Source organism: Exiguobacterium sp. s63, from assembly GCF_018617335.1.
Classification (GTDB): domain Bacteria; phylum Bacillota; class Bacilli; order Exiguobacteriales; family Exiguobacteriaceae; genus Exiguobacterium.
This window is the reverse complement of the sequence record NZ_JACSKB010000001.1, coordinates 68,751-83,118: the sequence shown is the minus strand read 5'-3', so window position 1 is coordinate 83,118 and position 14,368 is coordinate 68,751. Positions and strand designations below refer to the sequence as shown.

The window sequence follows — 14,368 nt, the reverse complement described above, 5'->3', positions numbered from 1 at the left end:
TGAATTAGTTCAAGACTTTGATTGTAACGGATTGACGACCGAAAGCAAGTGCTTGCTCTTGTGTCGGCATCAAGATGTCGATACGGTTACCTTTAATGGCACCACCTGTGTCTCCTGCGATGGCTTCTCCGTATCCTTCAACCCATACTTTAGAGCCGAGCGGAATGACAGAAGGGTCGACCGCGATGACTTTTTGGTTAGGGTTCGAACGAACGTCGATTCCTGTCGCTGTGATACCAGAACATCCTGCACAATATGGTGTATAAGCTGTTGCTTCAACTGTCATTGTCTGACCTGAAGCCGGAGCTTGGGTTTGCGTTGTAGACGATGCAGTTTTCGTAACTGGTGCTGTTGTCGATGTCTTCGGTGCTGTTGTCTTCGCATCATTCGCTACAGATGCAGCGGCTGCACCTTTCACGGCGAACTCTTGTCCAGGGAAAATAAGATCTGAATCAAGACCGTTCCAAGTCATCAATTGATTGACAGAGACCCCGTGGTTCAATGCGATACGATAAAGCGTATCACCTGATTTAACTGTATACGTTTTAGATGCAGAAGAAGCTTTTGCTTCTGCCTTTCCAAGTTTCAAGACTTGGTTCGGGTAAATCATATTTGAGTTTAAGCCGTTCGCTTGTTTGATGTCGTTTACAGAGACGTTGTTGTTCACGGCGATACGGTATAGTGTATCTCCAGACTGAACTGTGTGTGTTGATGCTGCCGAAGCTGGAGCAGCGACTCCTAAACTAAGGCCAGCGAGTGCCGTTAGTGTCAATAGTGGTTTTTTCATAAGAATATTCCTCCCTTTTCTAACGCCCCCTTACTGTAACACCTCTATATTTCACAGCGATTACAGGACGATATGAGAGTGTTATCAGTTCATTTACAGAACAATTCGTGAGAATGAGAGGATTCAGAAAATTGTTTCAGTCGATTGAAACGGCTTCATAGAGCCAATTTACGATATAATGAAGAAAGAAATAAGGAGGTTTTGGTCTTTGGAACTATTACTGCTATATTACATTGTGACTAATTTACTAGCATTTGTGTCGTATTTTGTCGATAAAAGACGGTCTCGCATCGGAGCTTGGCGTATTTCGGAGCGTACGTTACTGACGATGGCATGGATTGGTGGGGCATTCGGTGCCTATTTGGCAATGCGTATCTTCCGACATAAGACATTGAAGCCGAAATTCCGGATTGGGGTACCTGTTGCCATTCTCGTCCATGCGGCTTTTACAGGCTGGCTTATCTTTTAGAGTTATATAGAAGAAACTCAACCACAAGTATTACTGAACATCGATAAGAAATATCGAATTCGTCCCAATTCATTCGCATTTTAAAGTATTTCTCCGTGAATAATTGAAATGAAATGTCGGGAAATCACCAGAATGAGGAGGAAGGCATTTTTGAAGAGTATCGAGATGATTCGTCACGGCCCATTGACATTAACCGTAACTGATTCCTTTACTGCCCTATTGTGTGAGTTCGGCACTATCTCGATTCGGGTGAACGGAGTGAGCCTCACCCTTCATTCGAGAGAAGCCGTTCTCTTGGCACGAGGACAAAGTGTCATGGTGGAACAGATTAAGGAATCGTCACGGGTCAAGTCACTCGAGTTTGATCCACCAGCTCTATTCCACCCCGAGCTGGTGAAACGATATGTAACGCCATATCAAACTTCTGAAAAATCCATACATATACTAAAACAGGAACGAGGACATCACGCTATCATTCAGACGATTGAGCGTGCCGTTCAACATTTACATGCGGATGGACCACTTGCATTGATGGATGCGACGTTACAGTGTGCGGTCATTTGGCGCTATTGGATTCAGCAAGATGAGAATGCGATGAAACATGAGAAGAAACGCAAGAGTCTCCTGCATATGCTCGCTCATATCGACGTTCATTTAGAAGACAAGCTGACGTTAGCTCAAATCGCTCATGCGGGTAACGTCAGCCGAAGTGAATGCTCTCGTTTGTTTATGACATATGGAGATACGTCTCCCATCGCTTATGTTCAGATGAAGCGAATGGAACGAGCTGCTATTCTGTTAGAAGATTTGACTGAAAGTATCGCAGACATCGCCAATCGTCTTGGGTACGCAAGCGTCAGTCACTTCGTCCAATCGTTCAAAGCACATCATACGATTACCCCGCTCGCCTATCGTAAAAAACACCAAACGAAAAGAGCCGAATGATTTCGGCTCTTTTCGTTTATCTTGCCGTCCAACCGCCATCCGCTTTCAATACATCTCCATTTACAAAACTTGAATCGTCCGATGCTAAAAAGAGCGCAACGTTCGCGATTTGTTCGGGCTCACCCATCGGTGCTTCCCCCGCACCTTGGATGGCACGCATCCCGAGTTCGCTCGGAGCGGTGATTGTTGCCCCGATATTCGTGTTGACACCACCCGGCGCGATGGCATTAGCTCGAATCTTTCCGAGCGTTCCGTAAGTGGCTGCGATGTTTTTCGTCAGTCCAATCAACCCATGTTTCGAAGCGACATAGGCTGCGCCACCGCGCGTACCAAATAGTCCTCCAACGGACGCGTTATTGATGATGACGCCCCCCTGATCCTGCTTCTCCATCACTTGGATGGCGGCACGTGCTAATTTCATCGGGCCGGTCAAATTGACAGCAAGGACCCGCTCCCATACTTCATCCGTTACTTCTCCCACCGTTAGGAAGTTGTCCATGATGCCCGCATTATTCACGAGAATGTCGACGGATCCGAACGTGTCATTTGCCGCATCGACAAGTTTGTCGATATCCGTTTGGTTCGTCACGTTACCAGTGATACCGACGACATGCCCGCCTCCCGTCTTGATTTCTTCGACTACCGCCTGAACCGTCTCATCGTTCAAATCGAATGCGACGACCTGTGCGCCTTCTTTCGCGAACAGTTTAGCGATGGCTCGTCCCATACCTGAACCAGCACCAGTAACGATCGCTGTTTTCCCTGCAAGTTTCACTTCACTCTCCTCCTTCTAATGTAAGAACCATTCGAGCACTCGATGACAAACATTCGTCTATCAGTAAACTATACCCGTAACGACGGTTCATATTTGAGAAATGCGTGACGAATTCTCTTCAATTGATTGGAAAACATCTTTATACTTGAGTGAAGTACATAAAGTAGAGGAGAGATGACGTGCGACAGTTTCATGCAAGCACCTTCGGACAGGGTGAACCGGTTCTATTTCTTCCGGGTGGTGGTTTCACAGGGTTACAAGGACTTCAATTTGCCGAAGCACTTCAACATCAGTATGAAATACATCTTATGGATTTACCGGGTTTTGGTGAAAGTGAAGGAATTGATCGATATACGACTTCAGAAGTATTAGCTGATTGGATCGAGACCTACCGAACTTCAAGACAGCTTGACTCCATTCGGCTAATCGGTCATTCGATGGGAGGAGCGATCGCCCTCGCATACGCCGCCCATTATCCCCAACATGTCAATCGATTGATTCTGCTTGACCAGGGGCATAAACCGAATGTCATGCTACCTTATCGGGAATATGGCTTATTCGGATTCACTTTTCCCATGTTGCGACTTCTGTATCATCGTTCACCGAAACGTTTCTTGAATTGGATTGAACAGAAAACACAAGCTAGAGACGCATTTACTTCAGAAGACCGTTTTCAATCGTTCTGTCGACGCATCGGTGTCGAGCCGACACCGTTCGTTCGAACGGCTTTCGAGAAACCGGCACGACTGACAACCGGCGGATTACATTTACTATTTGGATATGATGGACTGGATTTCAACAATTTGTTACGTCGCCTGTCAGTGCCAACACAGTTGTATTATGCGGACTTTACTGGTTTGGATGTGAGGGAAGCCAAACGGACGCTTCACTATGTGAAACGAGCAGAACGACACGTACACCCATCTGTTCAATTGATTGCCGTTCCAGGCGGACATTTTGTCCAGTGGAATCGATACTTTTCAATGGACAGCGTTAAGACTTTTCTTCAGTAACGGCAAAACGTCAGAGAACCATTGAACTCTGACGTTTTGTATTTGTTAGTTTAAATAACCTTTTCGTTTCAACCAGTCCATGAGGTGGTGTTGAAGTTGAGGGTGGAGCGGCTCGCGAATTTCTGTGCGATATTGCTTCTTCACATCTAAAATAGTCATCTCATCAGCAAAATGCTTCAGCATATGGTCCATGTCCGCTATTTTTACTGTCTCCATATTCGGCGCATGCAGTGCATCGAGCTCCTCTAAATGACGCACGTTCGTTTGAACATCGCGATCTCCTGTCACTGCAAGTTTCGGTACATTCAACTGAACCAATCGCTCTCGAAGCGACTCATCTGTATACGCAAGGTGTTCCCGTAACCATTTGGCAGGGAATTTCATCAGTTGAATCCTCATTGTATCCTGGTCCGTTGCTGTGACACGTTTGAACAGTTTCTGTTGTTTCCCAATAACCGATTTTTCGTTCAAGCTAAAACGTAGTAGCATCCCTTTGATTCCTTTTGTGCGCTCTACTTCTTCGAGTAAAAAGTGAGCCTGCTCCTGCATGCTCGTCTTCAAAGCAACACCGGCACCAGACAACAGGATGAGACCAGAAACGGATTCACGTTCGGCTGCGAGTGTCGCGACGATACATCCTTCGCTATGGCCGAGCAATAAAATATCTTGTGAGACGTGATCATGAGATTTCAGATAACGAACGACCGCCGTCACGTCATCAACGAGCCCTGTCAAACCGACACTATTTCGATTGCCGCCACTCTTGCCAATCCCACGTTTGTCATATCGTAATGTGACGAAACCTTGAGTCGTCAGCCATTCTGCCATGTCTTTATAAAGGTTCATTTTAAATCCAAGTCCGTTCCCGTCACGGTTCAATCCCCCCGTACCGCCGATGAGAACAATCGCTGGATACGATTCTCGCTCTTGCTCGGGGATTGTGACCGTTGCGCTAATCACTTCTTCTCCTTGAATGAATACCTCTTCTTGTTTAAGCATCATCCATCTCCTCCTTTTCTTCGACCGGCATGATGGCATAGGAGAACTTTCGCAATGTCCGCTCTTCGGACGGTTCATGCCCGAGCACTCCCTCTAAGAGATCATAGAGACCTTTTAGGAATCGATCACTCTCGGCATCAGACAAATAAAGCGGGATGCTTCGGAACCCAACTTTGTCTTTCTGGAGGTCAATCGAGTCTCGCTTCAGATAGTTCCCAAAATCCATGAGCAGTGACATCGTGAACGTATAACAGACCATGTATAGTTGCTCCCGGTCTTCCTCTTCAACAATTTTATTGATACTGGTCAACGGATTGTTTTGAATCGCATACACTTTTTCATACACTCCGCGTACTTTATTTTCGCTCACGACAGATAAAATCTCGTCTTGAACCATCTTGTTGATATGGCGATAGAGGCTCGCTTGGGGCACATCCGGAAGTAACTTTGCCAATTCCGCGGTCGTCACTTGCTCGTTCATGAGCACGTGCTGAAAAATTTTCATGCGAACCGGGTTCAACAGACTTTTTAAAACGTCTTGATTCACCATCTCCACCTCAATATTATCAAATTTAATAATGTTATTACTTATGATAATATCATGCGCATGATTAGATGTCTATCTCCATGAAAAAAGCCGCCATGATTGGCGGCAGATTGGATGTTTTATCTCTCACAAGCAATTCCATCTTTATCGCGATCTTTTGATTTATTGGCGTCATATAATGCTTTACTTACGTATGGCGTATAACGTGTTTTGCCACCTTTATTTTTAGTCGTCTTTGACTTGGCTACACCACCTTTATATGTTTTGTTTAGCTCTGTACAGTTTTTAAATGTCTTGACCGATGCATCTACTGACTTTGTCGGTGTTGAAGACAATCCGACTATCAAAACGAACGTAGAAAGTGCTAACATAAATTTTTTCATGAAATCTCTCCTCTCATATAACATATCGGGTGATTTTGTGTGATTTGAATCATTTCAAGAATGACATAAAAAATCCTTTTTATTTTCCATAGAAAACAAAAAGGATTTGATTCATCATTTCTTTTCAACGACGCTTCGGACAATCGCGAAGAATACCCGGTTCGGGAGATAACGCTTGAGCGCGATCAATAGTCCCGCTTGTTTACCCGATGGATAACGAAGTTGTTTCTTCCGTTCGGTTGCGGCTCTCCAAACCGTCTCGGCGACAACGTCTGGACCTTCAGCGTTCGCACCAGCGGCATTCGTGTTATGGAGCGCGACTTCTGTATAGTCATCATATACATCGAGCGGTTGGTCACGGACGAGTTCTTGAGAACGTCCGTAAAAGTCTGTCTTAATCGGCCCCGGTTCAATCAATTTCATGTCAATATTGAATGGTGCCAACTCGAACTGAAGCGATTCGATGAACCCTTCAATCGCCCATTTTGAACTGTGATACAAGCTATAGATTGGAAATGTGATCTGTCCACCGACTGAGGAGACGGTCACAATCCGTCCGCTCCGCTGTTTGCGGAAGTATGGGAGTGCTGCCCGAATCACGTTCATGACCCCGAATACGTTCGTATCAAATTGCCGCTGAATCTGTTCGGGAGAAGCTTCCTCGAAAATTCCGACCGCTCCGTACCCAGCATTGTTCAATAACACATCCATCGTTCCGTGATCTGAGATGATTTGTTCAAATGCCTCTCGGATACTCGCCTCATTCGTCACATCTAGTTGATAGAGCGACACCCCTTTTAGGTTAGACAGTTCTTGATGTTCTTCAGGTCTTCGCATCGTCGCAGCGACATGCCAGCCACGATTACTGAACAGTTCGACCGTTGCCCGACCGATTCCGCTCGATGCGCCCGTGATAACGATGGTTTGTTTTTGGTTCATATTCATTCTCCTTAATAATGTTTATATGTTTAAACTCTTAAACGCATTGGTGAAAATGAAGCCTTTCTCTCTGTTTCCAAAAAGAAAGGGTCACAAGATACATTCATCTTCGATTGCACGTGTCAGTGCCTTCAGCAGTCCGACGGCTTCTTCGAGTGTCAGATAGTAAAAATTCTCTGTCCCGACTTTCTCTGATGCGACGATGCCCGCTTGTCGCAATAGTTTGAGATGATGTGAGATGGCCGGTCGAGACAACTCGATTTTTTCATCAATCTGATTGACGTTCAAGCGTTCATGTTTGGCGATCTCGACGATGATCCGTTGCCGATTGACGTCGGCTAATACTTGAAACAACGGGATCGCATCTTCAAATAAAGATAGCGATACTTCGGGTGTTACATCTGTTCGTTTCATAATCCTCACTCCGTTTAAAAGTTTAAACGTTTAATCCTGTATTCAGAATACAAGGTGATTCATCTTCTGTCAACGAAGTTGTTCGTAGACTTCCCGAAGAATACTTGAAATCATATGTCTGGAGTCATAATCCCGCTTGGAGATTTGGACGAGCGGCGACGGGTCAGGAAAGAGCTGAGCATTGATGTCGTCAATCGAATATCCCGCAGCGGTTTTGGTGATCACGTCATCGGTCAATCGCTCGAGGTATTCGAGTTTCTTTTTCAGTTGCGCCCGGCCTTCGTCGAGACGCCCGGCATGCTGACAATATACTTCATCAAAATCGAGGGACAGGACACGCTTGAGCGAACGAATCTGTTCAGGGACCGACTCCTCTGGAATCATCACCTTCGGATACGGATGGACGAACAAATCACCCGAGAACAGTCGACCGTTCTCCTCATCATATAAGACGACATGATTCGGCTCATGACCGGGTGTATGAATCACATGATAAGTATGATGTTCTGACGTGATCTGATTTTCATGATAGGCGATCGGCTGAAACGGTTCCGGGTCTCCTGAGAAACGCGCACGGTAATCAGGGATTTCTAACCCTGTCTGACACATGTCCCTGGCGGACTCTCGTATGTAAATAGGGACACCATATGTCCGCTCAAGCCATGCCGCCGTTCCAATGTGGTCTTCATGTGGGTGGGTGATGCTGACGAGATCGATCGGGACCGACTCATAAAAGGGTTGGAGAGCGGGTAGCATCGTGCGTGTCCCCGTATCGATGATCATGCCGTCGATATAATAGACGTACATCGACATCTCGAATGGACCGTTCCTCACTTTGGCGCAAACGGCCGTTACTGGCCCATGCTGCTTCACTTGCATCATTCTTCCCTCCGATATTGTATTTTTCTTCATTATATCGAAAAAAGCCAAGCAATCTTTAATTTCTGAGAATTCCTTGGCTGTTTTTCTTATAAAGAGGCGAGCACGCGCTCCGGATCCGGTCGAACCATATAGTCAGGGTTCGCCTCGGCAAATTGGATTGTACCATCCTGGTCGATGACATAAGTCGCAGGTACAGGAAGTCGCCACGGGTTAGCGTCTCCATTATAATGCGCGAGTTGAAGTCCAAAGTCCGTTTCATATGTTTGAATCAAGTGAGCCGGAAAATCGAAGAGTAGGCGATAAGATTCTGCTACAAGTTGATCGGGGTCACTGAGCACTTCAAATGTCAGATTGTTCTTTTCGGTCGTCGATAAGGACTCATCTGGAATTTGAGGGCTGATGGCAACGAGTTGTGCCCCTTCCTCTTTGATTTTCGGCATGATGCGTTCATACGCCTTCAATTCGAGATTACAGTAGGGACACCATCCCCCTCGATAAAAGTTCAAGATCACTTTTCCATCTTGCAATAATTCGGACAAGGTGACTTTCTCACCCGTAGCATTGACGAGCGTAAAGTCAGGGGCTTTTTCTCCTACTTGTAACCCTTGACCAACTCCTGATTCAATCAATGACGCTGTCGCTTCCGCAACACTCTGTTTAACATGGGCAGGGGCACGATCTAAGAATCGGTCCCGCACCGCGGCTAATTCTTCCCGAAGCATGTGGCCTCTCTCCTTTTACGACTGATTTGCTGTGATTTCGAACACGTCTTCCAAATGAGCTTGAAGTTCACGCTTATAAAGAGTGATGTCCGGGTTCGCAATCACGTCGTGCGCCCCAAAACTCTTCAATGGTTCCATTCCAATGAACTGCTGTGCATAGTGCAGGTGGGCGATTGAATCCTCAAAGTCTTTACCAGCGAAGAATCCTTCGGCATTGTTATATTCTGTGACAGGAGCGTTCCACGTTGTCGAGAACATGTATTTCTTCCCTTTCATCAATCCACCTTTTCCATACCCTTCTGCAGAACCGGCGAAGAAGACACCATATTCGTACACTTCATCCATATATTTTTTGAACTTCGCTGGGAGTGAGAACCAGTAAATCGGTGTTTGATAGATGACGATGTCCGCCCATTTATATTTTTCTTGCTCTTCTTTGATATCATAACCGGCATCGACGACCGTCGTTTTCACTTCATAAGCTCCGTCGAGTGTTTGAACGATTTCGTCGAACATCGTCTTGTTTAATTCACCCTTCGCAAAGTCATAATACTCATGTCCGTTGATTACTAATACGTTTTTCATCTTTCAAAACTCCTTCAGAAACTGTTTTATAGTTCGATAACCATCAAACTAAAAGTATCGTATCACCGTGAGTTATGCTTCGCAAGTATTTTGATCAACAAAAAAAGCATGCGCCACGGGCGCATGCTTATAAGTCTTCATCTTTCACGGCGAACACGGAACTCAATAATCCAGGAAACTTCTGTTCAATCTCATCTTTTCGGAGCGAATAATAATGCTCTTTTCCTTCGATGCGTCCTTTGATCAGTCCGGCTTCCCTTAAGATTTTGATATGGTGGGAAACCGTTGATTTATTTAACATCAATTCAAGCGAATAAGTGGAACAGTTGTTTTCACCGGATTCTCTGAGGCATCGGATGATGCGCAGTCGGTTCGGTTCACTAAGTGCGTGAAGGACTTTCGTATACGGTATGGTGTCGATAGACGGATGGTGTAATGGTTTCATAACGCCATTATACAAATCTATGCTGAAATTCTCAAATTTCGCTGTTCAGTTCTTCCCCGTTCGTCGCGATAACCCGCTTATACCAATCGAACGAGTCTTTCTTCATCCGCTCCATCGATCCGTTCCCTTCATTGTCACGGTCGACGTGAATCATCCCGTACCGTTTCTTCATCTCTCCCGTCGTGAACGAGACGATGTCGATGATGCCCCAAGGTGTGTATCCGATCAAATCGACCCCATCATAGAGGACGGCTTGCTTCAATTGTTCAATATGGGCTCTTAGATAATCGATTCTGGCCGCGTCATGAATCTTCCCATCGATAATCTCATCGACGGCACCGAATCCATTCTCGACGATGAAGAGCGGGATTTGGTACCGGTCATAGAGTCGGTTGAGCACATAACGGAGACCGACCGGATCAATCGCCCATCCCCAGTCACTCGACTGGATATACGGATTCTCGACGCCGTTCGGGAGACCACCATTGACGATATCTCCGCTGTTGTCCGCGACGACATCACTCTTCACGGTCGTCGACATATAATAGCTGAAACCGAGATAATCGACCTTCCCGTTCTGTAAAATCTCTTTGTCCCCTTCGAGGATGGGGATGTTGTATCCCTCGCGCTCGAACTCGTTCAAGGCGTAATTTGGATAGAACCCACGAACTTGTACGTCCGGGAAGAAATAGCGTTGCCGCATCATCTCTTCGGCAAGCATGACGTCGTCTGGGTTTGATGAATACGGATAGATTGGGACGTGAGAGACCATAGCTCCAATCTCGAAGTCCGGATTGATGGCTTTCCCCTTAGCGACAGCGAGTGCACTCGCAATCAGTTCGTGGTGTCCCGTCTGATACATGACTTCACGTGCGTTCTCCCCTTCCTCTAGGAGGACACCCGAATTGGTCCACAAGAAGAGCGGGTTGTTGACGTCCATCTTGTTGTTGATTTCGTTGAACGTCATCCAGTATTTGACCTTGTCTTTGTAACGATTGAAGCAGACCTCTGCGAAGCGGACGAAATGGTCGACGACCTCACGATTTCGGAAGCCTCCGTATTCACGGGCAAGATGGAGCGGCATCTCGAAATGCGAGAGCGTGATGATCGGCTCGATGTCGTACTTTAACAACTCGTCGAACAAGTCGTCATAAAATTGAAGGCCTGCTTCGTTCGGTTCTGCGTCATCTCCGTTCGGGAAGATGCGACTCCACCCAATCGAGGTACGCAAGCATTTCAACCCCATCTCAGCGAAAAGTGCCACATCTTCTTTGTAACGATGATAGAAATCAATCGCCTCATGGTTCGGATAAAACTCGTTCGGCTCGACCTTGTCTGTGATCCGACGCGCGACACCGTGTGCGCCTGCTGTTAAAACATCGACCACACTTGGTCCTTTTCCGTCAGCGTCCCAACCGCCCTCAAATTGATGTGCGGCGAGTGCGCCTCCCCATAGGAAATCTTTAGGTAACGTCTTCATCCTCTGTTCCTCCTTTTGATACATCATACACGTCAAGTATAATTGTACCGGTACAATTAAACAAGGTCGAGACACTTGAACATTTTTTCGTTTTCTCATGATATAATGAAATCAGTGACGAAAAAGTGAGGAATGACCATGCTAAAATACCAACAAATTGCGAATGAAATCGAACAATATATTAACGAACAACAGTTAAAACAAGGTGATAAGCTACCTGTCCTGGAGCAGATGATGAGTCAATACGCAGTAAGTAAGAGTACGATTACGAAAGCGTTGGAACTGCTCGAACGAAAAGGGGTCATCTTTCAACTGCGGGGAAGCGGCATCTTCGTCAGACGCCATAATCGTCCCGGCTACACGAGCCTCTTCTCCACCCAAGGATTCAAAAGTAACCTTGGAGATCGAATCTTGACCTCTGATGTGATCGACGTGTCTGTTATGAAACCAGATGCGTTGGTGGCAGAAAACCTCGGGATTGACGTGTCTGACGAAGTGTACCGGGTCGAACGGGTGAGATATGTGGACGGGGAAGTGCTCTGTCATGAGGAATCCTATTACGTGAAAGCCATCGTCCCTTATTTGAATCGCGAGATTGTGGCGGACTCGATTTTCGATTACGTGCAATCGGCGCTCGGCGTCACGATTGGGTTTTCTGACATGTATCTACAGGTCGATCGATTGACGGAAGTGGAAGCAGGCCACCTCGGATTGCAAGAGAATGACCCGACACTTCGCATCGAAACCATCTTTCATCTGACGAACGGGAAGCCTTTCGACTATTCACGAATCACCTACCACTACGCACATTCCCAGTTCGTCATTCAGGCGAACGGACCCTATATGTGAAGAAACCCCTCATGCGCGCATGAGGGGTTGTTCGTTAGATGAGTTTTTTTCGATTCATGTCGAGTAACTCGTAATCTGTCTCATATAAGAGCTCGTCAAATCGTTCAGTTCCGTGTTCTTCGATAAACTGTTCTTCTGAAGGATGAATCGGTACAAACCAAACAACTAACACACTTTGATCCTCGTGCTCATATGTGATGAACGACTCATCTGAGTAAAAAGGTGCAGTCACATAGACCGAAGAAAATGAATATTGTTCAAGCAATCCCTCAGGCAATTCATAGAGTTCTCCCAACTCGAACGCCCGGTGCGTTCCCAACGCATGATCGGTCAGCTGCCAAATCAATTCAACAAACTCTTCTTTGGCATGCTGTTGTATGAAACGAAACAATAATTCCTGACGTACGGTTGAGCCGTCTTCGAATTGAAGTGCATGCCAATGTAGGCCTAATGTCGAGATACTTGTTAATTTTGAGGACTCTTCTTCAAGCTCGATGATTTGTACAGCATCTTCTAATAAGTCAGGAATATCAAATCCGCTGACGAAGGTGCCACAATGCTTTTCTAGATGTTCTAAATAGTTCATTTTCCATTCCTGCTTTCTCATAACTGGTGTACTGTTTGATTCGAGATTTGAGTTTGATGGACTAAATCGATTGACACGATTTTGATGTACGCTTCTTCATATCTAAATGGATTAGTCAAAAAATCTTGATATCCCCATTCACATGATCAATGAAATAGTACGTATCGTTAGCATCATGTGCAAGTATGAAATTCCCTAGTATATTTGGATGAAATTCAATAGTGAACGTCTCGAGCGTCTGCTCGTATGTCGGATGTGAGAGAGACTGCCACACATTCTTCGCCTTCGGAATCTGAAGCTGAGGCAATAATTCGTCTTCAATCAATCCCTTCCAGTCTGGGTTATGCAATATAAAGCGAAACACGTTTTCAAATGGAGCAAACGTCCCACCTAAACCAAACGCCAATTTGATGGGAAACGCGCCTCTAACCACATGTTCAAAAAATGTCTCCATTTGAACAATACCAGTTGTCGCGACACGTTTCACTTGGTTTCCTTGAAGCGTCAACCCGTCTTCGTAATAGCTTACGACCCAACCTCCTCCTATATAGAGGACAAACACCTCATTCGAAGAGAAAGTTAATTCCGCTTCTAATGTCTCGACACTATCAATGACTTTAGTTGTCACATTCTCCTCTTTGGGATGTTCAAAAAAGAAGTGTCGCTTTTTCGATGATTTTAGAATCTGTTTTCGTCTTATTTGTAGCGGGAATGCCATACTCTGCAAATGTCGCTGAATCAGGAGAAGAGCTTCACCTTCTTCCAAAGCGTGACGCGGTAGCACGACCGATTCAGACAAATCACCCTTTTCTTGAGAATCATCCAATTTCATAGTTACTCCGTCTCCTGAATATCCAATTCGTAAATGAAGGCAACGTCAAAACAATATTTTCTATGGGATACATTTTCAGTAAAGTGTCATAATAATTTTCTTGCAAATTACGCTGAAGACGACTTAACTTTCGTTTCAGACCACGCACTTTCCGATGTCTCATGTCAGGATGGACTCGACTTGCTTCATATGGTGTCGGTCATGCTCGATGAACTCCCCGATGATTATATGTAACGAGTAGGGGACACCTTGATGCGGATCATGTGAGACACCATTCGCTGTCGTTTTATAAGTCAGCGCTTCTTCACTTAAGGACTCGAGCATGGTGATGAGTGCTCGTCGACTTTGTAGTGATTCCTTCAATACGACGTCACCCGTTAACTTCTCCGCCCTTTTCGTCGCTCGCGCGTTGAACGAGTCAAAGTCAGGGAAGATCATCCCTTCCCCGTTCTTCACCGATGGGATGATGACATTTAACAGATGATTGTCCCAATGGGCGATATGTAAGACGATTTGCTTTATGGACCACTTCTCCGAGTCAATCTGTTTATTCCAATCAGAGTCACTCAGCTTTTCTAACGAATCGAGCCATTCTGTGTACGATGCGAATTCTTGAATGACTTGCATCCAATCCCCTCCCCGTTCGATTCAAATTACTGCGATTATAGCATGAACGACTCTTTTTAAATTAAAAAACGGCACCGTTCTTCATGAAC

General features: G+C 45.6%; 19 protein-coding genes. 4 read left to right on the top strand and 15 right to left on the bottom strand.

Translation table 11 applies throughout. The features are described from left to right. Positions 1-4: 4 nt before the first annotated feature. Positions 5-787, bottom strand: a complete 783-nt coding sequence (locus KNO90_RS00440; protein WP_215112760.1) for a LysM peptidoglycan-binding and 3D domain-containing protein — start codon at positions 785-787, stop codon at positions 5-7. Positions 788-995: 208 nt separating this feature from the next. Here KNO90_RS00440 and KNO90_RS00435 point away from each other — a divergent pair, with 208 nt between their 5' ends. Together KNO90_RS00435 and KNO90_RS00430 are read left to right on the top strand one after the other, a co-directional pair. Beyond that, the gene (locus KNO90_RS00435; RefSeq protein WP_215112759.1) at positions 996-1,256 is read left to right on the top strand and encodes a DUF1294 domain-containing protein; all 261 of its coding nucleotides are present in this window, start codon (positions 996-998) and stop codon (positions 1,254-1,256) included. A 150-nt stretch (positions 1,257-1,406) separates the two neighbouring features. Beyond that, entirely contained in the window at positions 1,407-2,201 is a 795-nt protein-coding gene (locus KNO90_RS00430; RefSeq protein WP_215112758.1) for a helix-turn-helix transcriptional regulator, read from the top strand. A 16-nt stretch (positions 2,202-2,217) separates the two neighbouring features. Here the strand turns inward: KNO90_RS00430 and KNO90_RS00425 are convergent, their stop codons facing one another. Further along, positions 2,218-2,976: a glucose 1-dehydrogenase gene (locus tag KNO90_RS00425; protein WP_215112757.1), complete on the bottom strand. Its 759-nt coding sequence runs from the start codon at positions 2,974-2,976 to the stop codon at positions 2,218-2,220. Between the two features lie 179 nt (positions 2,977-3,155). On the opposite strand from KNO90_RS00425, the gene KNO90_RS00420 reads away from it, so the two are divergent. Beyond that, a complete protein-coding gene (locus KNO90_RS00420) occupies positions 3,156-3,989 on the top strand; it encodes an alpha/beta hydrolase (protein WP_214740642.1) in 834 nt (277 codons plus the stop codon). 45 nt (positions 3,990-4,034) lie between these two features. Here the strand turns inward: KNO90_RS00420 and KNO90_RS00415 are convergent, their stop codons facing one another. The 10 genes from KNO90_RS00415 to bglA form a co-directional block, all read right to left on the bottom strand. Continuing rightward, positions 4,035-4,991 (bottom strand): alpha/beta hydrolase, encoded by a 957-nt coding sequence (locus tag KNO90_RS00415; protein ID WP_215112756.1) that lies wholly within the window; start codon positions 4,989-4,991, stop codon positions 4,035-4,037. Beyond that, positions 4,981-5,535: a helix-turn-helix domain-containing protein gene (locus tag KNO90_RS00410; protein ID WP_215112755.1), complete on the bottom strand. Its 555-nt coding sequence runs from the start codon at positions 5,533-5,535 to the stop codon at positions 4,981-4,983. Before KNO90_RS00410 ends, KNO90_RS00415 begins: the two co-directional genes overlap by 11 nt. A gap of 119 nt (positions 5,536-5,654) precedes the next feature. Beyond that, positions 5,655-5,918, bottom strand: a complete 264-nt coding sequence (locus KNO90_RS00405) for an excalibur calcium-binding domain-containing protein (protein ID WP_215112754.1) — start codon at positions 5,916-5,918, stop codon at positions 5,655-5,657. A 114-nt stretch (positions 5,919-6,032) separates the two neighbouring features. Beyond that, on the bottom strand, positions 6,033-6,857 hold the full coding sequence (locus KNO90_RS00400) for an SDR family oxidoreductase (RefSeq protein WP_215112753.1): 825 nt from the start codon (positions 6,855-6,857) through the stop codon (positions 6,033-6,035). Between the two features lie 90 nt (positions 6,858-6,947). Next, the gene (locus tag KNO90_RS00395; RefSeq protein ID WP_214740632.1) at positions 6,948-7,271 is read right to left on the bottom strand and encodes an ArsR/SmtB family transcription factor; all 324 of its coding nucleotides are present in this window, start codon (positions 7,269-7,271) and stop codon (positions 6,948-6,950) included. A 69-nt stretch (positions 7,272-7,340) separates the two neighbouring features. Beyond that, positions 7,341-8,150, bottom strand: a complete 810-nt coding sequence (locus tag KNO90_RS00390) for an MBL fold metallo-hydrolase (RefSeq protein ID WP_251127290.1) — start codon at positions 8,148-8,150, stop codon at positions 7,341-7,343. A gap of 89 nt (positions 8,151-8,239) precedes the next feature. Continuing rightward, entirely contained in the window at positions 8,240-8,875 is a 636-nt protein-coding gene (locus KNO90_RS00385; RefSeq protein ID WP_215112751.1) for a peroxiredoxin-like family protein, read from the bottom strand. A gap of 15 nt (positions 8,876-8,890) precedes the next feature. After that, positions 8,891-9,460, bottom strand: a complete 570-nt coding sequence (locus KNO90_RS00380; RefSeq protein ID WP_215112750.1) for an NAD(P)H-dependent oxidoreductase — start codon at positions 9,458-9,460, stop codon at positions 8,891-8,893. A 127-nt stretch (positions 9,461-9,587) separates the two neighbouring features. Beyond that, positions 9,588-9,905 carry an ArsR/SmtB family transcription factor gene (locus tag KNO90_RS00375; RefSeq protein ID WP_214749121.1) on the bottom strand — a complete coding sequence of 106 codons (318 nt, stop codon included), beginning with the start codon at positions 9,903-9,905 and terminating at the stop codon, positions 9,588-9,590. 31 nt (positions 9,906-9,936) lie between these two features. Further along, on the bottom strand, positions 9,937-11,385 hold the full coding sequence (bglA, locus tag KNO90_RS00370; RefSeq protein ID WP_215112749.1) for a 6-phospho-beta-glucosidase BglA: 1,449 nt from the start codon (positions 11,383-11,385) through the stop codon (positions 9,937-9,939). A 138-nt stretch (positions 11,386-11,523) separates the two neighbouring features. Here bglA and KNO90_RS00365 point away from each other — a divergent pair, with 138 nt between their 5' ends. Then, a complete protein-coding gene (locus KNO90_RS00365) occupies positions 11,524-12,234 on the top strand; it encodes a GntR family transcriptional regulator (protein ID WP_215112748.1) in 711 nt (236 codons plus the stop codon). 34 nt (positions 12,235-12,268) lie between these two features. Here the strand turns inward: KNO90_RS00365 and KNO90_RS00360 are convergent, their stop codons facing one another. The 3 genes from KNO90_RS00360 to KNO90_RS00350 form a co-directional block, all read right to left on the bottom strand. Beyond that, on the bottom strand, positions 12,269-12,820 hold the full coding sequence (locus KNO90_RS00360; protein ID WP_215112747.1) for a suppressor of fused domain protein: 552 nt from the start codon (positions 12,818-12,820) through the stop codon (positions 12,269-12,271). Between the two features lie 115 nt (positions 12,821-12,935). Continuing rightward, complete coding sequence (locus KNO90_RS00355; RefSeq protein WP_215112746.1) at positions 12,936-13,652, bottom strand: hypothetical protein; 717 nt, start codon at positions 13,650-13,652, stop codon at positions 12,936-12,938. A 159-nt stretch (positions 13,653-13,811) separates the two neighbouring features. After that, positions 13,812-14,279, bottom strand: coding sequence for a DinB family protein (locus KNO90_RS00350; RefSeq protein WP_215112745.1), 468 nt, complete (start codon positions 14,277-14,279; stop codon positions 13,812-13,814). Positions 14,280-14,368: the final 89 nt, after the last annotated feature.